19 protein-coding genes are annotated in these 17,522 nt (G+C 68.4%); 11 read left to right on the top strand and 8 right to left on the bottom strand.

Annotation, left to right across the window (positions count from 1 at the left end; all coding sequences use genetic code 11):
• Positions 1–34 precede the first annotated feature (34 nt).
• The 3 genes from DD542_RS18180 to DD542_RS18190 are packed head-to-tail and all read left to right on the top strand — an operon-like array spanning position 35 to position 1,539.
• Positions 35–472, top strand: a complete 438-nt coding sequence (locus DD542_RS18180; RefSeq protein ID WP_127806611.1) for a PACE efflux transporter — start codon at positions 35–37, stop codon at positions 470–472.
• The gene (locus tag DD542_RS18185) at positions 469–765 is read left to right on the top strand and encodes an acylphosphatase (protein WP_127806612.1); all 297 of its coding nucleotides are present in this window, start codon (positions 469–471) and stop codon (positions 763–765) included. The genes DD542_RS18180 and DD542_RS18185 overlap by 4 nt, the downstream gene beginning before the upstream one ends.
• Positions 766–810: 45 nt before the next feature.
• Positions 811–1,539 (top strand): NYN domain-containing protein, encoded by a 729-nt coding sequence (locus tag DD542_RS18190; RefSeq protein ID WP_164868431.1) that lies wholly within the window; start codon positions 811–813, stop codon positions 1,537–1,539.
• 151 nt (positions 1,540–1,690) lie between these two features.
• Here DD542_RS18190 and DD542_RS18195 read toward each other — a convergent pair whose 3' ends face one another.
• Both DD542_RS18195 and DD542_RS18200 read right to left on the bottom strand, forming a co-directional pair.
• Positions 1,691–2,539: a class III extradiol dioxygenase family protein gene (locus DD542_RS18195; protein WP_127806614.1), complete on the bottom strand. Its 849-nt coding sequence runs from the start codon at positions 2,537–2,539 to the stop codon at positions 1,691–1,693.
• A 16-nt stretch (positions 2,540–2,555) separates the two neighbouring features.
• Entirely contained in the window at positions 2,556–2,900 is a 345-nt protein-coding gene (locus DD542_RS18200; protein WP_127806615.1) for a protocatechuate 4,5-dioxygenase subunit alpha, read from the bottom strand.
• Positions 2,901–2,993: 93 nt separating this feature from the next.
• Here DD542_RS18200 and DD542_RS18205 point away from each other — a divergent pair, with 93 nt between their 5' ends.
• Positions 2,994–3,893 carry a LysR family transcriptional regulator gene (locus DD542_RS18205; protein ID WP_127806616.1) on the top strand — a complete coding sequence of 300 codons (900 nt, stop codon included), beginning with the start codon at positions 2,994–2,996 and terminating at the stop codon, positions 3,891–3,893.
• A gap of 74 nt (positions 3,894–3,967) precedes the next feature.
• Positions 3,968–4,978, top strand: a complete 1,011-nt coding sequence (locus DD542_RS18210; RefSeq protein WP_066150395.1) for a lysylphosphatidylglycerol synthase transmembrane domain-containing protein — start codon at positions 3,968–3,970, stop codon at positions 4,976–4,978.
• 3 nt (positions 4,979–4,981) lie between these two features.
• Here DD542_RS18210 and arsA read toward each other — a convergent pair whose 3' ends face one another.
• The 5 genes from arsA to DD542_RS18235 are packed head-to-tail and all read right to left on the bottom strand — an operon-like array spanning position 4,982 to position 9,648.
• The gene (arsA, locus tag DD542_RS18215) at positions 4,982–6,772 is read right to left on the bottom strand and encodes an arsenical pump-driving ATPase (RefSeq protein WP_127806617.1); all 1,791 of its coding nucleotides are present in this window, start codon (positions 6,770–6,772) and stop codon (positions 4,982–4,984) included.
• 43 nt (positions 6,773–6,815) lie between these two features.
• Positions 6,816–8,192 (bottom strand): HAMP domain-containing sensor histidine kinase, encoded by a 1,377-nt coding sequence (locus DD542_RS18220; RefSeq protein ID WP_066150390.1) that lies wholly within the window; start codon positions 8,190–8,192, stop codon positions 6,816–6,818.
• Complete coding sequence (locus DD542_RS18225; protein WP_066150388.1) at positions 8,189–8,890, bottom strand: response regulator transcription factor; 702 nt, start codon at positions 8,888–8,890, stop codon at positions 8,189–8,191. The genes DD542_RS18220 and DD542_RS18225 overlap by 4 nt, the downstream gene beginning before the upstream one ends.
• A 4-nt stretch (positions 8,891–8,894) precedes the next feature.
• Positions 8,895–9,185 (bottom strand): hypothetical protein, encoded by a 291-nt coding sequence (locus tag DD542_RS18230; protein WP_241559589.1) that lies wholly within the window; start codon positions 9,183–9,185, stop codon positions 8,895–8,897.
• The gene (locus DD542_RS18235) at positions 9,178–9,648 is read right to left on the bottom strand and encodes a Spy/CpxP family protein refolding chaperone (protein ID WP_127806618.1); all 471 of its coding nucleotides are present in this window, start codon (positions 9,646–9,648) and stop codon (positions 9,178–9,180) included. The genes DD542_RS18230 and DD542_RS18235 overlap by 8 nt, the downstream gene beginning before the upstream one ends.
• 194 nt (positions 9,649–9,842) lie before the next feature.
• On the opposite strand from DD542_RS18235, the gene DD542_RS18240 reads away from it, so the two are divergent.
• Together DD542_RS18240 and DD542_RS18245 are read left to right on the top strand one after the other, a co-directional pair.
• Positions 9,843–11,195 (top strand): esterase-like activity of phytase family protein, encoded by a 1,353-nt coding sequence (locus tag DD542_RS18240; protein ID WP_127806619.1) that lies wholly within the window; start codon positions 9,843–9,845, stop codon positions 11,193–11,195.
• A 112-nt stretch (positions 11,196–11,307) separates the two neighbouring features.
• Positions 11,308–12,093 carry an alpha/beta hydrolase gene (locus DD542_RS18245; RefSeq protein ID WP_127806620.1) on the top strand — a complete coding sequence of 262 codons (786 nt, stop codon included), beginning with the start codon at positions 11,308–11,310 and terminating at the stop codon, positions 12,091–12,093.
• Between the two features lie 18 nt (positions 12,094–12,111).
• Here the strand turns inward: DD542_RS18245 and DD542_RS18250 are convergent, their stop codons facing one another.
• Positions 12,112–13,005, bottom strand: a complete 894-nt coding sequence (locus tag DD542_RS18250; RefSeq protein ID WP_127806621.1) for a LysR substrate-binding domain-containing protein — start codon at positions 13,003–13,005, stop codon at positions 12,112–12,114.
• 137 nt (positions 13,006–13,142) lie between these two features.
• Here DD542_RS18250 and DD542_RS18255 point away from each other — a divergent pair, with 137 nt between their 5' ends.
• From DD542_RS18255 to DD542_RS18270, 4 genes are all read left to right on the top strand, one after another.
• Positions 13,143–14,120 carry a tripartite tricarboxylate transporter substrate binding protein gene (locus DD542_RS18255; RefSeq protein WP_127806622.1) on the top strand — a complete coding sequence of 326 codons (978 nt, stop codon included), beginning with the start codon at positions 13,143–13,145 and terminating at the stop codon, positions 14,118–14,120.
• A gap of 80 nt (positions 14,121–14,200) precedes the next feature.
• Positions 14,201–14,974: an SDR family oxidoreductase gene (locus DD542_RS18260; protein ID WP_127806623.1), complete on the top strand. Its 774-nt coding sequence runs from the start codon at positions 14,201–14,203 to the stop codon at positions 14,972–14,974.
• Between the two features lie 19 nt (positions 14,975–14,993).
• Positions 14,994–16,655 carry an AMP-binding protein gene (locus DD542_RS18265; protein ID WP_127806624.1) on the top strand — a complete coding sequence of 554 codons (1,662 nt, stop codon included), beginning with the start codon at positions 14,994–14,996 and terminating at the stop codon, positions 16,653–16,655.
• Positions 16,656–16,678: 23 nt separating this feature from the next.
• A complete protein-coding gene (locus DD542_RS18270; RefSeq protein WP_127806625.1) occupies positions 16,679–17,521 on the top strand; it encodes an amidohydrolase family protein in 843 nt (280 codons plus the stop codon).
• Position 17,522: the final 1 nt, after the last annotated feature.

The following is a 17,522-nucleotide window of genomic DNA, read 5'->3' on the forward strand; positions in this document are numbered from 1 at the left end:
CCGCGGCTCCAGTAACCCCACACCTCCCATTCCCATGCAAGGCGCCCGCCGAAAAATCGTCTACGTCACCCTCTACGAACTGTTCGCCATCGCCATCAGCAGCACCGGTCTGGCCGCCGGTTCCGGCGCCAGCCTGGAACACGCCGGCGTGATCGCGGTGGCCTCGGCGGTGATCGCCATCGTGTGGAACCTGGTCTACAACTCCCTGTTCGAGCGCTGGGAAGCGCGCCAGAGCGTGCGCGGCCGTGGCCTCGGGCGCCGCGTGGCCCACGCCGTCGGTTTCGAGCTGGGCTTCCTGGTCCTGCTGGTGCCGCTGTTCGCCTGGTGGTTCGATATCGGGCTGCAGCACGCGCTGGTGCTGGAGATCGGGCTGGCGCTGTTCTTCCTGCTCTACACCTTTGTCTTCAACTGGGCGTTCGACAAGGTGTTCGGCTTGCCCGCCTCGGCGCTGCCGCTGTCCGAGACCCCATGAGCACGCAGGCCGTCATCACCCGCCACCTGCGCATCACCGGCCGCGTGCAAGGCGTCGGCTACCGCTGGAACATGGCGCAGCAGGCGACCGCGCTGGGCGTCAGCGGCTGGGTGCGCAATCGGCGCGATGGCAGCGTCGAGGCCCTGGCCTGCGGGCCGGCGAACGCGGTGCAGGCGCTCATCGAATGGGCGCGGCGCGGGCCGGAGATGGCGCGGGTGGATGGGGTGGTGGTGCAGGAAGCGCTGGGCGCAGCGGAAGCGTTGGACGGGTTTGAGCAGCGGGAGACGGTTTAGGGCGCTGCCCCACCTAACATGCTCCACCGCCCAAAGGAGCCCACCATGATCGTTTTCCTGATCGATGCCGACAACCTGAGTTCACCCGCCTGGGTGAATGAAGCCATCACCACCATCGAAGCCACCGAAGGCCCCATCGCCGTGCGGCGGGCCTATGGCAGCGCAGAAAACCTCAAGGGCCTGGCCGAACCCTTGCGTGACTGGGCGATCCGCCCATTCCTCAACGTCTACCTCACCAAGAACACCACCGACATGGCGCTGGCCGTGGACGCCATGGAGCTGGCCTGCGAGATGCCAGCCCCCCAGACCCTGGTGATTGGCTCCGGCGATGCGGACTTCGTGCCGCTGGTCGTGCGTTTGCGCGAGAGGGGCATCAAGGTGCTGTGCGTGTCGGAGTACCGAAAGATGGCGCCCGAAGCGTTCAAGGCCTACGACGGTGTGATCTACGTGGGCCGAACTGCTGGCAGCGAAAAGGCCGCCGCCAAAGCGCCGCCTGCTACGAAGAAAGCCGCCGCTCCAGCACCGGCAGCCAAGAAGACCCCGGCCAAGAAAGCGCCAGCCACCAAGAAGGTAGCGGCAAAGCCTGCACCGACCGCCAACGCCACGCCCGCCGAGCAGGTCACCAAAGACATGATCCTGGAGGCCTTCCCCAAGCTGCGCACGGGTGAATGGCTTCCCATCTCCGACGCCGCCAAGGCTTTGCACGACAAGAAGCTGCTGAGCAAGAGCGCTGTATGCGTCCGGCCAACCCATCTTGCGCATGATAGGAGTTGATGGTCAGCACGCCAGCGGTGCGTGCGCGCTGCCATTTCTGAAGCAAAAAACGCCTTGGGTTGCACCAAGGCGTCTCTTGTGTGCCCCCGCTCATCCGTTTTGACACGGACTGACAAAGGCCCCTCTTCGACTCGGCGACAGGAACAACAGGTCAGACCGTCTCCAGCGCCAGCACCCCGGTCGCGGTATTGGAGATGGGGATGTGGTAGTTGCTGTGCACCTTGCGCACACCCGAAGCGGACACCGTCAGCGCCGCCCGCATCGCCAGCCACATCAGCAGCTCCACCCCCTGCGTGCCCGCCTTCTCCACCAGCTCCAGATCGCTGAACTGCGTCGCCCACTCCGGGTTCGTTTCCATGCTGTCCAGGAACTGCAGGTCGAACTGCTTGTTGATGAAGCCTGCGCGCTCGCCGTCCAGCTGGTGCGACAGGCCGCCCGTGGCCATTACCGCCACGCGCTTGTCGCTGTCCCAGCTCTGGATCGCCTCCCCCACCGCCTTGCCCAGCTTGTAGACGCGCTTCGCGGTCGGCAGCGGGAACTGCACCGTGTTGATGTTGATCGGCACGATCTGCACCGGTGCGATCTCGTGCTCGGGCCAGAACAGCTTGAACGGCAGCGTGCAGGCGTGATCCACCAGCATCTCCTGGCAGGTCACGATGTCGAACTCCTTGGCGATCAGCTCGCGTATCAGGTGCCACGACAGGTCCGGGCAGCCCGGGATCGGCGGCAGCGTCGGGATGCCCCAGCCCTCGTCGGCGTTGCTGTAGGTCGCGGCGGCACCGACGGCGAAGGTCGGCATTTTGTCGAGGAAGAAGTTCAGGCCGTGGTCGTTGTAGAACACCACCACCACGTCGGGCTGGACCTTGCCCAGCCACTGGTGGATCGGCGGAAAGCCATCGAAGAAGGGCTTCCAGTAGGGGTCGTTCTGCTTGCCCTTGTGGATGGCGCCGCCGATGGCGGGGATGTGCGATGTGGCCAGGCCACCGATGAGTTGTGCCATGGGGGGGTCTCCTGGTTCAGCACTGCTCGTTGGCAGCAACGAGCTTGGCCTTGAATTGATCTTTGGTCATGCCCGTCTGCTGGGCGCCGATGTCCTGCATGTCCAGGCCGAAAATGCCGGCGAACTTGGCCAGGTAGTAGGCGTTGCCGCCGGCCGCGATCAGGGCCAGCACCTGCTTGGAACGGATCGCCTCGGCCTGCTGCTCGTTCAGGCCGTACTGCTGCATGTAGGCCTCGGGGTCGGCCACGAACGCGTCGCGGTTTTCCTTGTGGTTGAAGGAAAAGCACATCTTGTTCAGCGCGTAGCCCTTCTGGGCCGCGTCGCCGTCGAATGGCGTGGTGCCGGGGATGGTCTTGCTCACATCTGTCTCCTGCGTGGGGTGGATTGACGTCGGTCAAGCCGGAGTATTCCGCCCGCATTGCCAAAGATAAACAGATGAATGATCATCAAACACATGAGTGATTTCGATTGGTCAGACCTCGACGCCCGCCTGCTGCAACTGCTGGTGGCCGTCGTCGAGGCGGGCAGCATCACCGGCGCGGCGCAGTCCCTGGGCGTCACCCAGTCGGCCGTGAGCCACCAGCTGGACAAGCTGCGCGCCATCACCGGCGACGCGCTGTTCGTCAAGAGTGGGCGCGGCATCGTTGCCACGGCCCGCGCGGCGGGGCTGGCGGTGCAGGCGCGCGAGCTGTTGCGCCAGCTGCAGGTCTTTGCGCAGAGCGGCGCCTTCGACCCGGCGCGCTGGAAGGGCACGCTCACCATCGCAGCCAACGACTTCCAGCGCGAGGTGCTGCTGCCGACCCTGGCGCAGCGGCTGCGGGAACAGGCGCCCGGTCTGGCCCTGCGCATCATCCCGTCCGACGTGCCGAGCCTGGAGATGCTGCGCGACGGTGTGTGCGACCTGGCGATCAGCCCACGCCCACCCGAGGGCAGCGACATCGTGCAGAAGCGCCTGTTCGAGGACCGCTACATGGTCTATTTCGATGCCAGCGTGCGCACGGCACCGACAACGCTCCAGGACTACCTCGCGGCCGACCACATCACCGTGGTCTACGAACCCCGGCGCACCCTGCACCTGGACCGCACGCTCGAAGCCCGCGGCCTGCACCGCCGCTTTGCCGTGATGGTGCCGGGCTTCGGCGCCCTGCCCGCCTTCCTGCGCGGCAGCCCGCTGCTGGCGACCGCGCCCTCGCTGCTGGCCGGGCGTTTCATGGCGGGTTTCGGCAGCTGCGAGGTGCCCGTGCCCTGCCCGCCGCTGCCGATGTACCTGATCTGGCACCGCCGCCACCAGGACGACGCCGCCCACCGCTGGTTGCGGGAGCTGCTCGCCTCGAACAGTCCGCCCACGGCCTGAGCGCGGTGCCGGATCGTGGGAACACCCCCCAGTAAAATCCCGGGCTTCTTCCAACTCTGTGCAGAACGCAGAACATGACCCACGCCTCTGCGTCCACCCTCAACGGGGAAGCCGCGCCCCGTCCCTCCCGATCCGCCCGCTACTGGCTTCTGCGCGGGCTGGCGCTGGCCCTGCTGCTCGCCTCCTGTGGCTACTTCGGTTTCCACCTCTGGGACAACCTCCACCAGTTGCCGCCGATCGAATGGGGCTGGTCGGCGGCCGGCGTCATCGCGCTGGCGGTACTGGGCTGCCTCACCAGCGTGCCGCTGATCGCGCTGATGTGGCAGCTGCTGCTGCGGGACCAGGGCGTGAAGCTGCCCTACGGCCAGGCGCTGCAGATCATCGCCGTCTCGCAGATGGGCAAATACCTGCCCGGCAACGTGGGCCATTTCGCGGGCCGGGTCCTGCTGGGCAGCCAGGCCGGCATCCCGGCCGGCAAGACCATCGCCACCATGGCCATGGAAACCTTCTGGGTGCTGGGCATCAGCGGCATCTTCGCCGTGGCGGCCCTGCTGTTTGTCGTGAACGACCTGCACGAGGGACTGGTCGACACCAGCCACCCGGGCTATCTGGCCGCCGTCGCCGTCACCATGCTGATCGCGCCCTTCCTGGCGGTGCAGGTGGTCAACCGCCTGCTGCCGGGCCTCAGCCGCAAGCTCGGCCGCGGCCAGCTGCTGGCCGAACCCCGGCTGCTGACGGCCATGAGCGTGGCCGGCCTGATCGCCTTCTCCTTCGTCGTGCTCGGCGCCGTGGTGGAGCTGCTGGCGGCCGAGCTGTTCCAGCACCCCGAGATCAACCTGCTGGAGATGGTCCTGCTGTTTGCCGTGTCGTGGACGGCCGGTTTCCTGGTGCCCGGGTCGCCGGGCGGCATCGGCGTGCGCGAGGCGGTGATGATCCAGCTCATGGGGCCGGCCATCGGGCTGGAAACCGCCTTGGGCGTGGCCCTGGTGATGCGCCTGTGCTCGATGGGTGCGGACGCGCTGGCCTTTGGTGTCGGCCTGCTGTTCAGGCCCAAGCCGCAGCCCCCCGCCGACGACGGCCTCTGACGCTCAGAGGCCCGGCGCCACCAGGGCGCCCAGCGCCGCCACACCCACCGGTGCCTGGGGCAACCAGGGCAGCACAAAGGTGCGGTTTGCCAGCCCGTTGGCAATGCGCGCTGTCTGCCGGGCTTCGCCTGCCAGACGCGCCTGCAGCAGCGGGTCGGTGGTGCCGGTGGCGGCAATGCTCTTGTTGATGACCCAGGCCCAGGGCTCGATGCTCGCGCGTCGCAGGTCGTCCTGCAGCGCAGCCGCCTGGCTCACCGGGGTGACCTCGGGCAGGGTGACGATCACGACCTTGGTCGTGTCCGGGTCCTGCAGGCGCATGAGCGGCGTGATGATGTGCTTGGCGTTGGCCATGCCCTCGTACTGCCGCGTCATCTGGCGGTGGTAGGCGCCGGTGGCATCCATCAGCAGCAGGCTGTGCCCCGTGGGCGCGGTGTCAAGCACGACGAAGGACGTGCGCGCCTCGTTGACCACGCGGCTGAAGGCGTGGAACACCGCCACTTCTTCGGTGCAGGGCGACTGCAGGTCCTCCAATAGCAGCGCCCTGCCCTGCTCATCGAGGTTCTTGCCGCGCGTGGCCATGATCTTGTCGATGTAGGCGGCGGTCTCGGCCCTGGGGTCGATGCGGCCGACCTTGAGACCGTCCAGGCTGCCGTTCAGGGCATCGGCCACATGCGCCGCGGGGTCGGTGGTGGTCAGGTGCACGCTGTGGCCACGCTGCACCAGGCCGACCGCCAGCGCGGCGGCGATGGTGGTCTTGCCCACGCCGCCCTTGCCCATGACCATGACCAGCCCGTGACCGGCCGCGGCCAGTTCGTCGGTCAGCGCGGCCAGCGAGCCGGCCGGCAGTTCGGTGGCGCCCGCGGCGGGCACGACGTCCGGCGCCGGGCCGCCACCGAGCAACGCACGCAGCGCGGGCAGGCCGACGGTGTCGAAGGCCCGCAGCGGCACCTCATCGCGCGGGAGTGCGGCCAGCGCCCCGGGCAGCTGCGCCAGCGCCTCGCGGCCCAGGGCTTCGATGGACGCCGCCACGCGGTCGGCCGGATCGCTGGCGTGGAACACGCCGTTGATGGCTAGCCGCTGGTTCGCCAGCCCGAGCTGTCGCAGCTCGTCCGAGGTGCGCGCGGCTTCCTGCATGGGGCGTGGGTCGGGCCGCGTGACCAGCACTACGGTGGTGAGCGACGGGTCGCTCAGGGCCCGCAGCGCGGCATTGAAACGCGCCTCCTGCATCTTCAGCCCCGAATGCGGCCCCAGGCAGGAAGCGCCGCGGTCGTTGCCGGCCAGGAAACCGCTCCAGGCCTTGGGCAGGCTCAGCAGGCGCAGGGTGTGGCCGGTGGGCGCGGTGTCGAAGACCACATGATCGAAGTGCCCGTCCGTCGCCTCGCCGGCCAGCAGCGCGGCGAACTCGTCGAAGGCGGCGATCTCGGTGGTGCAGGCGCCCGAGAGCTGCTCGCGCACCGTTGCGCGCTCCTCGTGGCTGGCGCCCGCCTCCAGCTGTGCCAGCACGCGCTGGCGGTAGGCCTCGGCGGCGCTGTCGGGGTCGATGTTGAGCATCTGCAGCCCCGGCACGCCAGGCACCGCCACCGGCTGGTTGGACAGCGGGACCCCCAGCATCTCGTCGAGGTTGGAGGCGGCGTCGGTGCTGACCAGCAGCACGCGCCGGCCGGCGTCGGCCAGCGCGATGGCGGTGGCGGTGGACAGCGAGGTTTTGCCCACCCCGCCCTTGCCCGTGAAGAACAGGTAGCGGGTGGGATCGGTGGCGAAACCGGGCAAGGGGGTGTTTGAGGAATGGGCCATACCTCAGCATCGCACAAGCGCGACGCCCTGGCGATGACCCGCGTCAAGCCGGCGGCAGCGTGACCGTGACCGCCAGCCCCGGCTGCGCATTGCGCACCGCGAAGCTGCCGCCATGGGCCTGCGCCACCAGTCGGCACAGATAGAGACCCAGCCCGACCCCGCCAGCCGCACGGGTGCGCGCGCTGTCCGGGCGGTAGAAGGCCTGTGCGAGGTGGGCCAGCTGTTCCTCGGGCACGCCCGGCCCGTGGTCGCGCACCTCCAGGGTGACGGTCCCCGCGTCCGACGACAGCGTCACCGACGGCGGCTGGGCGGCGTCGGCGCCGTGGCGCAGCGCGTTGTCCACCAGGTTGCGCAGCAGCAGGCGCACGCGCGAGGCGTCTACCGAGGCGGCGGGCATGTTCCCGGGCGCATGCACCGTCACCTTCGCCGCGGCGGGGTGCCGCGCCCGGAGTTCGTCGATCACCTGCCGGGCCAGCGCGGGCAGGTCGGTGGGGGCTCGCTGCAGCGCCGTGTGGTTGCCGGCCAGCCGCTCGCTTTCCAGCAGGTCGCTGATCAACGAGGCCATTTCCTGCAGGTCGCGCATCAGGGCGTCCCGCTGCGGGTTCACGTCCGCGGTTTCGGGCAGCAGCTCGGCGTTGAGGCGCGCCCGGGTCAGCGGGCTGCGCAGCTCGTGGCTGATCGCCAGCAGCAGCGCGCGCTTGGCTTCGAGCATCTGGTGGATGTCCTGACCCATGGTGTTGATGGTGGTCGCGAGCTCGCCCAGCTCGTCGGGGCCGTGGATGCAGCGCTCTGGAATCGGCTGGCTGAAGTCGCCCTTGCCAAAGCGGCGCGCGCCTTCGCCGATCGCGTCCAGCGGCTTGAGCAGATGCCGCACATACATCCAGGCCAGCAGGGTGAGCACCAGCAGTGCCGCCAGTGCGACGCCGATCATGCGCGGCTTGCGCTCGAAGGCCTGGCCGTTGATACCGAAGGTGAGCACATGCCCGTCGGCGGTGGTGCGCTGCAGGATGCCCTGCCAGTCGGGTCCGCTGTCCGCGTCGTCGCGGCGCCAGGAGGTCCCTGCTCCGGGCTTGTCCCGCAGCCAGTCGGGCGGCGGCTGGTCGGGGTGGGACGACCAGTTGATCTGCGGGCCGGTGATGGTGACCGTCAGCGGCAGGCGCCCGATGATGGCCCGCGCGCGCTCGACGCTGGGCGTGGGGCCGCCGGCGGTGCACTCCCGGGTCAGCTGGTCGACGTAGTCCATGAGCAGCGGGCGTGCGGCCTCGCGCCAGCCCATGGAGAACGCCCTCTGCGCACCCGTGAAAAACACGAAGGTCATCGCCGCCGCGAGCAGCAGGAACAGCAGCACCATGCGCAGCTTGATCGAATGCGCGACGCGGTGCTTGGCCCGTTTCCAGGCCGAGATGCGGGCCGGGCTCACTCGGCCTCCCGCCGCAGCGCCAGCGAGTAGCCGGCGTTGCGCAGGGTCTTGATGCAGTCCAACGGCTCCAGCTTCCTGCGCAGGCGGCTGACCACGATGTCCACCGCGCGCGTGTAGAGATCGGCCTCGTGGCCGCGCAGCTGGTTGAGGATGTCGTCGCGGCTGAACACCCGGCCCGGTTCGCGCGCCAGCATGGCCAGCAGCTCGTACTCGGTGCCGGTCAGTTCGATGGCCTCGCCCTGGCGCAGCACGCTGCGGCGCGCGGTGTCGATCTCCAGGCCTTCGAACTTCAGCGTCGGCGCGGCGCTGAGCACCGCGGCGTGGCCGTTGCCGTTGGGCTTGAGCCGGCGCAGCACGGTCTGGATGCGCGCCACCAGTTCGCGCGGCTCGAAGGGCTTGGGCAGGTAGTCGTCGGCGCCGATCTCCAGACCGACGATGCGGTCCATCACCTCGCCTCGCGCGGTCAGCATGATGATCGGGATGTCGCTGTCTTTGCGGATGGTGCGGCACAGCTCGAAACCGTCCATCTCGGGCAGCATCACATCCAGGATGGCGGCGTCGAATCCGCCGCTGCGCAGCTGGGCCAGCCCGGCGCTGGGCCGGGTCGCATGGACCAGCTGGATCTCGAAGCGCTGGAAGTAGGTGGCCAGCGGCGGTCCGAGGTTTTCGTCGTCGTCGATCAGCAGGATGCGGTTCATCGGCTCATTCTGACAGGGCACGGTGGCGGACGATCAGCCGGCGCAGCCGGTCTTTTTCGGTGCGTTCGAGCGCATCGAAGCGCTCCCCCACCGACAGCAACGCTGGCAGCATCGGCACCGCCTCGACCGGCTGGCGTTGCGAGAAGCGCGCCCACAGGGCGAGCGCGTGTTCGCGGTCGAACTGCGGGCCCCAGAACAGGGTCAGCAGCTCGGCGTGCGGATCGTCGGCGTCGGCCAGCAGGGTCGCCGTGTGCGGGCGGACCTGCCGGGCGATCGCGTGGATGGCGTCAGCCACGGCCCCACCACCCATGGCCACGGCGCTCCAGCCTCTCGCGCACCTGCTTCTGCTGCTCGGGGTTGAGGCTGTCGTAGAAGTCGCCGAAGGCGGCGAGCATCTTCGGGCCGTTGCCCTGGGCGGCCTGCAGCTTCTGGTCCAGCAGCTGCTGCGCCTTGCTGCGGTCGAACTTGTCACCGGCGATCAGCGCCGCCATGTCGGCGCGCGGGTTGGCGGACTCGCCGCGGAAGGCCTTGCGCGAGGCGATCATTTCGTCGGCCAGTACGCCCAGCTTGGCCTTCTGTTCGGCGTTCAGGTTGAGCTTGCTGCTGATCTTCTCGATCGCCTTGCCGCGCACCTCGGTGACGCGCTCGTCGCTCCAGCCGCGGGCGTGGTCGCCGCGCGTGCCGCAGGCGGTGAGACCGCCGAGCACGACGGTGGTGGCCGTGAGGCCGATGAGGGTGCGCTTGATCCAGGGTTTCATGGCGGTGCTCCTTCGAGGGAACGTGTTGAACATGAGCGCCATGGTGCCGGCCGCCCTACCCCGGCGGGTGTCGGCGCGGTCTCGCTTTTTTTCGGTTTGTTTCAGCGCGCCGTCACGGCGTTTTCAAGGAGCGTTCATTGAGGCGTCACAGCCGGCGGGCACGCTACCGGGGTTCCACCAACCGAGACCCGTCCATGCGATTCACACCACTCGGCCTGAGCGCCTCCGTCGCCCTGGCATTCAGCGCCTACAGCGCGCAGGCCCAGACCGCCTACCCCGCCACCCTCGCGGGCCACGCCGTGCTGCCCGCCAAGACCTTCATCGCCGCGCCGAAAGACGCGCCGGCCGACCTGCAGGTCAGCGGCAAGTTCACCACCGGCCAGCGTGTCGAGGCGATCGGCTCCGTCGAAGGCAAGTCCGCCGGCCGCCCCACCGGCGTGTCGCTGCCGTTCAAGGGGCAGCCCATCCAGGGCCACTCGGGCATCAAGCGCCTGGCCGACGGCAGCTTCTGGCTGCTGACCGACAACGGCGCCGGCGCCAAGGCCAACTCGCCCGACTTCGCGCTGTTCCTCAACCGCTACGCGGTGGACTTCAGGAGCGGCCAGTTCAAGCGCCTGCAGACCGTGTTCCTGCACGACCCCGACAAGAAGGTGCCGTTCCGCATCGTCCACGAAGGCACGAAGCAGCGCTACCTCACCGGCTCCGATTTCGACACCGAAGGCTTCCAGATCGCTGGCGGGCACTTCTGGATCGGCGACGAGTTTGGCCCGTACCTCATCAAGGCCGACATGAAGGGCCGGGTACGGGCCGTCATCGACACGAAGGTGGACGGCAAGACCATCGTCTCGCCCGACCATCCATCGATGGTCACCCCAGGTGCGCCGAATGGTGAACTGAAGTTCCAGTCGCGCCGCTCCAAGGGCTATGAAGGCCTGGCGTCCTCGCCCGACGGCAGCAAGCTCTACGCCCTGCTCGAAGGCGCGCTGTGGGACGAAGCCACCAAGGCGCCAGAGACGCTGGACGGCAAGCAGTTCCTGCGCGTGCTGGAGTTCGACGTGAAGGCCGAGCAGTGGACCGGCCGCCACTGGAAGTACGTGCTGGAGGCCAACCACCACGCCATCGGCGACTTCAACATGATCAGCCCCACCGAAGGCCTGATCATCGAGCGCGACAACGGCGAAGGCACACCCGACAAGGCCTGCCCCGAAGCCGAAAAGCGCAGCGACTGCTTCCACGACCTGCCGAAGTTCAAGCGCGTGGTGAAGGTGGAGCTGAGCGATGCCAACGCAGGCGGCCCGCTGCGCAAGATCGGCCACATCGACCTGCTCAACATCGCCGATCCGAACAAGCTGGCCCGCAAGCCACTGGTGGACGGCAAGCTGAGCTTCCCCTTCTTCACCATCGAGAACGTGGAGATCGTCGACGCGACTCACATCGTGGTCGGCAACGACAACAACCTGCCCTTCTCCAGCAGCCGCGATCCGAACAAGGCCGACGACAACGAGCTGATCCTGCTGGAGGTGGGGGAGTTTCTGAAGGCGCGCTGAGGCGGCGCCAGCGCGGGTGATTCACCAAGCACATCACCCGCAGGGACACGGCATCTGGCATGCCAGGAACCGGGCGCCTACAGTGCGGCACCCGATCCACGCTGTCACACCCATGCCCGATGCCGCCCCGCTCCTGACCGACCTCGCCTACGGCCCGCACGCCCGGCACCGGCTCGATGTGTACGCGCCACCCGGCGCACACGGTGCGCCGGTGCTGGTGTTCTTCCACGGCGGTGGCTTCATCCGGGGCGACAAGGCGATACGGGCCAACGTCGGTGTCTGGGGCGCGGCGCAGGGTTTCGTCACCGTGCTGGCCAACTACCGCCTGGCCCCCGAATGCCGCTGGCCCAGCGGGCCGGAAGATGTGGCCGCGGTGTGGCAGACGGTGCGCGCACAGGTGTGCGACTGGGGCGGCGACCCGGACCGCATCGTGCTGGTCGGCGAGTCGGCGGGCGCGGCACACGTGGCCGCCGCCACGCTCATGACGCGCTTCGAGCCGCCGGGCTGGCACATCGCGGGTGCGGCCCTTCTATCCGGCCCGTACAACGCAGGCCTCGAAGCCCTGGCGCCATCAGCGCTCGGCATCGAGCAGCCCGATGTGCGCAACAGTGCCTACTTCGGTGACGACCCGGGCTTGTGGCACCAGGCCAGCATCGTCGACCAGGTCGACGCCGCGCCCTTCCCGCTGTTGATCGCCGCGGCCGAGCGCGATCTGCGCCAGATGCAGGTGCAGGCCGGCGAGCTGTTCGCGCGACTGGTCACGCGGCATGGATTTGCGCCGGAACTGCACTGGTGGGCCGGGCACGACCATTTCACGCCGGGCGCCTCGCTGGGCAGCGACGACCCCACCGTGGGCGAACCGCTCGCCGCGTTCATGCGCAGGGTCTGCTTGGTGTGACAGCCTGATCCGACGCGCTCAGCCGCGCGGCAGCCCGCGCAGCAGCACGTCGCTGAAGAACTCGGCGGGCGGTGACAGCGGAAGGTCGGGTCGGCGCACCAGCACGATGGCTGGCGCCGGCAGCACCTCGCGCACGGCGATCACGTCCAGCACGTCGCGCGTCATCGCAAAGCTCATCCACTGCTTGGGCAGCATGGCCAGCAGGTCGGTCTGCGCCAGCGCCACCTGCACCGACAGCGCCGAGTGCGCGCGCAGCATCACGCGCGGTGCTTCGAGACCGTGTGCGCCGAACAGACGCGCCAGGTCTTCCTCCGCGTTGTGGTCGATGGTGGTCGCGGCCCACTCGGCCCCGGCCAGCGCCTTGAGGCTGCGCACCCGCGCCAGCGGGTGGCCCTTGCGGCAGACCACGACGCGCGTGTTGTCGCACAGGTGCTGCAGGGCCAGGCCCGGCGCGGGTTTGAGCCGCGGCGCGGCGCCGAGGTAGAAGTCGATGCTGCCTTCGCGCAGCGCGCCTTCCACCGCCGGCATCAGGCTCTCGGTGATGCTCAGCTTCACCTTGGGATAGGTGCGGCGGAACACCGGCAGCGCCTCGGGCAGCATGCCCAGGTGCGGCATGATGGACAGCGCCACCGACACCGTGCCCTCGTAGTCCGGCCCCGGCTGCTGCACCTCCTCGCGCGCGCGCCGCGCTTCGTTGGCAATCGCGCAGGCCCGGCGGTGAAAGCGCACGCCCTCTGCCGTCAGCACCATGCCGGTGGTCTGACGCGCAAACAGGTCCACCCCCAGCTCCCGTTCCAGCGCGCGCACGCTGCGTGTGAGCGCGGGCTGCGGCACGTCCAGGCGGCGCGCGGCCGCGCGCAGGCTGCCGTGCTCGACGATGGCGATCAGGTGTTGCAGCTGTTCGAGTTTCATGGGGCCAGGGTCCGGATGAGGTGATTCACAAATCGAATCGCCTTGAAGATCACGCCATCTTATTGGAATCCCCGCATCTCCCTAGAGTCCGCTTCACCCCATGTCGGGGACACACGAACAGACAACGGAGACACCACATGCCCACCCCCTCCAAGCGCCGACTCGTCCAGGCGGCACTGCTGTCCCTGCTGGCCCTGGCCGGCACCAACACCCTGGCGCAGGCCTGGCCCAGCAAGCCGGTGCGCATGATCGTGCCGGCCGGCGCCGGCGCCGCGCCCGACGTGATTGCGCGCATCGTGGGCGAAAAGCTCGCCGCCGCCTGGGGCCAGGGCGTGGTGGTGGACAACCGGCCCGGCGCCGGCGGCATCCCGGGCATGTCGGCGCTCGCCAAGTCGGCGCCCGACGGCTACACCATCGGCTTCGTGCCGGCGGCCATGGGCACCATCACGCCGCTGGTGTTCAAGAACCCACAGTTCAACCCCGACACCGAGCTCAGCTCGGCCGCCACCATCGGCATCAGCCCGCTGATGCTGGCGGTGCCGGCCAGCAGCAACATCCACTCGGTGGCTGACCTGGCCAGGACCGCCAAGGCCAACCCCGGCAAGCTCAACTTCGCCGCGCCGCAGCTCAACTCCCTGCCGCACCTGGCCGGCGAGATGGTGAACAAGGCCGGCACCATGGGCCTGTTCACCGTGCCCTTCCGCGCACCACCGGAAGCCGTCACCGCCGTGCTCTCGGGCGATGCCACGCTCACCATCGACGGCGTGCCCGGCCTGCTGCAGCACGTCAAGTCGGGCCGCCTGCGCGCCATCGGCGTGACCTCGGCCAGGCGCCTGCCCGGCATCGACGTGCCGGCCGTGGCCGAGACCTACCCCGGCTACGAGGCCATCGGCTGGTTCCAGATCATCGTGCCGGCCGGCACGCCTCAGGTGGTGGTCGACCGCATCAATGCCGACGTCAACCGCATCACCGCCTCGCCCGAGGTCAGCACCCGCCTGAACGAGATGGGCGTCTACCCGCGGCAGGACAGCGTGGCCGCGGCGCGCAGCTTCTTCGACGAACAGCAGAAGGCCATGAAACGCCTTGTCGCAGACCTGGGCATCCAGGCCCAGTAAGCCCCACCTTTCAAACCGCCAAGGCCCCGGACCGCCGGGGTCCGGGACCGACTCACCCTTTCACTTCACGGAGAACCCCCATGACCGCACGCAAGAAAGCCCTCGTCACCGGCGGCGGCACCGGCATCGGCCGCAGCGCGGTGCTGGCCCTGGCCCGCGCCGGCTTCGACGTCGCCATCAACTACGCATCGAGCGCCCAGGCCGCGCAGGCGGTGGCCGAAGAAGCCCAGGCCCTGGGCGCCCAGACCCTGCTGCTGCAGTGCGACGTCAGCGACGACGCCGCCGTGCGGCAGATGCTCGCGAAAGTCGGCGAGGCCTTCGGCCACCTCGACACCCTGATCAACAACGCCGGCACCACCGCGACCTGGAAGGTCAAGGACCTGGACAGCCTGGACATGGGCGCCTGGGACCGCACCTTCGCGGTCAATGTGCGCGGCAACTTCCAGGTGACGCGCGCGGCGGTGGAACTGCTGCGCAAGAGCAAGGACGTCGGCGGCGAGCCCTGCATCGTCAACACCGCCAGCATCGTGGGCCTGCGCCCCGGCCCGCAGCCGCCACCGTACGCCGCCAGCAAGGCCGCCGTGGTGAGCCTGACCAAGATGATGGCCTGGAACCTCGGCCCGGACATCCGCGTGAACGCGGTCGCCCCGGGCTGGATGGAAGGCGACTGGATGGAACGCATGCTGGGCGACAAATACGACGCGCTCATGGGCGCGCGCGCCAAGGCCACGCCGCTCAAGCGCTGCGTGACGGCCGACGACGTGGCCGAGGTGATGCTGAACCTGATCACCGGCATGCGTTTCGTGACCGGCGAAGTGGTCGTCATCGACGGCGGCTTCACCAGTTCCACCTGACACTCCGAGGAGACACACCATGCTTGAAGGATTCGTTCCCTTTCCCCCAGAGTTCGCCGCGCGCTACCGCGCCAAGGGCTACTGGCAGGACCGCTCGCTGGCGCAGGAATTCGCCGACGTGTTCCAGCGTTACGCCGAGCGCGTCGCACTGATCGACGGCGACACCGTATACACCTACGCCGAACTGGATCGCGTCAGCACCAACCTCGCGCGCAACCTGCTCGAGCTCGGCCTGCAGCCGCTGGACCGTGTGGTGCCCACGCTGCCCAACGTGCACGAGTTTGTGGTGCTGTACTTCGCGCTGCAGAAGATCGGCTGCATCCCCATTGCGGCCCTGGTCACGCACCGCTACGCCGAGATCAGCCAGTTCGTGAAGCTGTCGGGCGCGACCACCTGCGTCTACCCCGAGGCCGCAGGCGACTTCGTCTTCGCGCCCGTGATTCAGCGTGTGCAGAACGAGAACCCGTCGCTGAAGTTCCGCATCGTGCTGGGCGAAGCCGGCGCCGGTGAAGTCTCGCTGCGCGAACTGATCCGCAAGCCCGCCACGCTTCCGGCCTCGCGTCTGGCCGACATCCGGATCGACCCGACCGACCCCTGCATCTTCCAGCTCTCGGGCGGCACCACCGGCATCCCCAAGCTGATCCCGCGCACGAACAACGACTACGCCTACAACTCCAAGGTGGCGGCCGAGGTGTGCGAGATCACGCCCGACTCGGTGCTGCTGCTGGTGCTGCCGATCGCCCACAACCTGCCGCTGGCCTGCCCGGGCATCCAGGGTTTCCTGTTCAAGGGCGCCAAGGTGGTCCTTCACGGCAACACACGGCCGGCGGAGATGTTCGCGCTGATCGAGAAGCACAAGGTCACCCACCTCAAGGTTGTACCGGCGCTGCTGATCCGCCTGATCAACGACCCGGCAGTGGAGAACTTCAATCTGTCCAGCCTGAAGCTGATCCAGAGCGGCGGACAGCGCATGCAGCCCGAGGTGCGCGCGAAGACGCGCGCGCTGATCCCCGGCGTGTTCGTGCAGGAGAACTTCGGCATGTCCGAGGGCACGCTGATGTTCGTGCGCGCCAGCGACCCCGAAGAAGTGAAGCTCGAAACCTGCGGCCGTCCGGTCTGTCCGGACGACGAGGTGTTGTTGCTCGACGACGATGGCCGCGAGGTGCCCGATGGCGAGGTGGGCGAGTTCACGGTGCGCGGCCCCTACACGCTGCGCGGCTACTACGGCGTGCCCGAGTACAACGCGCGCCAGTTCACGCCGGAGGGCTTCTACCGTTCCGGCGACCTGATGCGCAAGCACCCCAGCGGCAACTACATCGTCGAGGGCCGCAAGAAGGACCTGATCAACCGCGGCGGCGAAAAGATCAGCGCCGAAGAAGTGGAGAACCTGATCCTGATGCACCCAGCGGTGCAGAACGTGGCCTGCGTGCCCATGCCCGACGCCGCGATGGGCGAAAAGATGTGCGCTTTCGTCATCCTCAAGCCGGGTCAGAAGCTGCACCTCAAGGAGCTGGTCGGCTTCCTGCTGACCAAGGAAATCGCCAAATTCAAGTTGCCCGAGCGGCTGGAGGTCTTGCCCGATTTCCCGGTCTCCACCTTCGGCAAGGTGTCCAAGAAAGCCCTGGGCGAACTGGTGGCGAAAAAGCTCCAGGAAGAACAGGCCGCCGCCGCTGCCCACTGAACCCACACACGAAGAGACACACCATGCGCATCATCGACCTGCACTGCTACCCCGGCACCCCCACCTGGATCGAATCCCAAGGGCCCTACCCGGCCGAACTGGCCCGCTACTGGAAACGCGACTGGGTGGGCAAGAGCGAAGAGGACGTGATCGCCGAGTTCACCGGCGCGGGCGTCGAGGCCTGCCTGGTCGCGCTCGATCTGGAGACCACCGTGGCCGCCCCGCCCTGCACCAACGAGTACGTGCACGGCATGTGGAAACGCAACCCGCAGCGCGTGATCCAGTGCTGGGGCGCGGTGGAGCCGGCCAAAGGCGAGATCGCGATGATCCAGGCGCGCAAAGCCATCAAGGAGCTGGGCTTCATCGGCTTCCACTTCCACCCCATCATGCAGCACTTCGCCGTCAGCGACCGGCGCTATTACCCGCTGTTCGAAGAGATCAACGCCATGGGCGCGGCGGTGATGGTGGACGTGGGCACCACCGGCATGGGCGCCGGCATGCCGGGCGGCAACGGCGCCCTGGTGCGCCATGCCCACCCTGAGCACATCGACCAGTTGGCCGCTGACTTCCCTCAGCTGAAGATCATCATGGCCCACCCCGGCTGGCCCTGGGTCGACGAGACCACGGCCGTCGCGCTGCACAAGGGCAATGTGTACTGGGAGATGTCGGGCTGGGCGCCGAAGCACTTCCCGGGCAACCTCAAGGTCGACATCCGCGGCCGCCTGCAGGACAAGATCATGTTCGGCAGCGACTACCCCAGCCTGCCCTACGAACGCATCCTGCGCGAGTGGGACGAGCTGGGCTACAAGCCCGAGGTGATGGAAAAGATCATGCACGGCAACGCCGAGCGGGTGCTGAGCCTGTGAG

It is taken from the genome of Hydrogenophaga sp. NH-16 (assembly GCF_004006415.1).
GTDB classification, from domain to species: domain Bacteria; phylum Pseudomonadota; class Gammaproteobacteria; order Burkholderiales; family Burkholderiaceae_C; genus Hydrogenophaga; species Hydrogenophaga pseudoflava.

Coding starts and splice junctions, on each gene's coding strand:
- DD542_RS18180 (WP_127806611.1), top strand. CDS start 35: ATGCAAGGCGCCCGCCGAAAAATCGTCTACGTCACCCTCTACGAACTG.
- DD542_RS18185 (WP_127806612.1), top strand. CDS start 469: ATGAGCACGCAGGCCGTCATCACCCGCCACCTGCGCATCACCGGCCGC.
- DD542_RS18190 (WP_164868431.1), top strand. CDS start 811: ATGATCGTTTTCCTGATCGATGCCGACAACCTGAGTTCACCCGCCTGG.
- DD542_RS18195 (WP_127806614.1), bottom strand. CDS start 2,539: ATGGCACAACTCATCGGTGGCCTGGCCACATCGCACATCCCCGCCATC.
- DD542_RS18205 (WP_127806616.1), top strand. CDS start 2,994: ATGAGTGATTTCGATTGGTCAGACCTCGACGCCCGCCTGCTGCAACTG.
- DD542_RS18210 (WP_066150395.1), top strand. CDS start 3,968: ATGACCCACGCCTCTGCGTCCACCCTCAACGGGGAAGCCGCGCCCCGT.
- arsA (WP_127806617.1), bottom strand. CDS start 6,772: ATGGCCCATTCCTCAAACACCCCCTTGCCCGGTTTCGCCACCGATCCC.
- DD542_RS18225 (WP_066150388.1), bottom strand. CDS start 8,890: ATGAACCGCATCCTGCTGATCGACGACGACGAAAACCTCGGACCGCCG.
- DD542_RS18235 (WP_127806618.1), bottom strand. CDS start 9,648: ATGAAACCCTGGATCAAGCGCACCCTCATCGGCCTCACGGCCACCACC.
- DD542_RS18240 (WP_127806619.1), top strand. CDS start 9,843: ATGCGATTCACACCACTCGGCCTGAGCGCCTCCGTCGCCCTGGCATTC.
- DD542_RS18245 (WP_127806620.1), top strand. CDS start 11,308: ATGCCCGATGCCGCCCCGCTCCTGACCGACCTCGCCTACGGCCCGCAC.
- DD542_RS18250 (WP_127806621.1), bottom strand. CDS start 13,005: ATGAAACTCGAACAGCTGCAACACCTGATCGCCATCGTCGAGCACGGC.
- DD542_RS18255 (WP_127806622.1), top strand. CDS start 13,143: ATGCCCACCCCCTCCAAGCGCCGACTCGTCCAGGCGGCACTGCTGTCC.
- DD542_RS18260 (WP_127806623.1), top strand. CDS start 14,201: ATGACCGCACGCAAGAAAGCCCTCGTCACCGGCGGCGGCACCGGCATC.
- DD542_RS18265 (WP_127806624.1), top strand. CDS start 14,994: ATGCTTGAAGGATTCGTTCCCTTTCCCCCAGAGTTCGCCGCGCGCTAC.
- DD542_RS18270 (WP_127806625.1), top strand. CDS start 16,679: ATGCGCATCATCGACCTGCACTGCTACCCCGGCACCCCCACCTGGATC.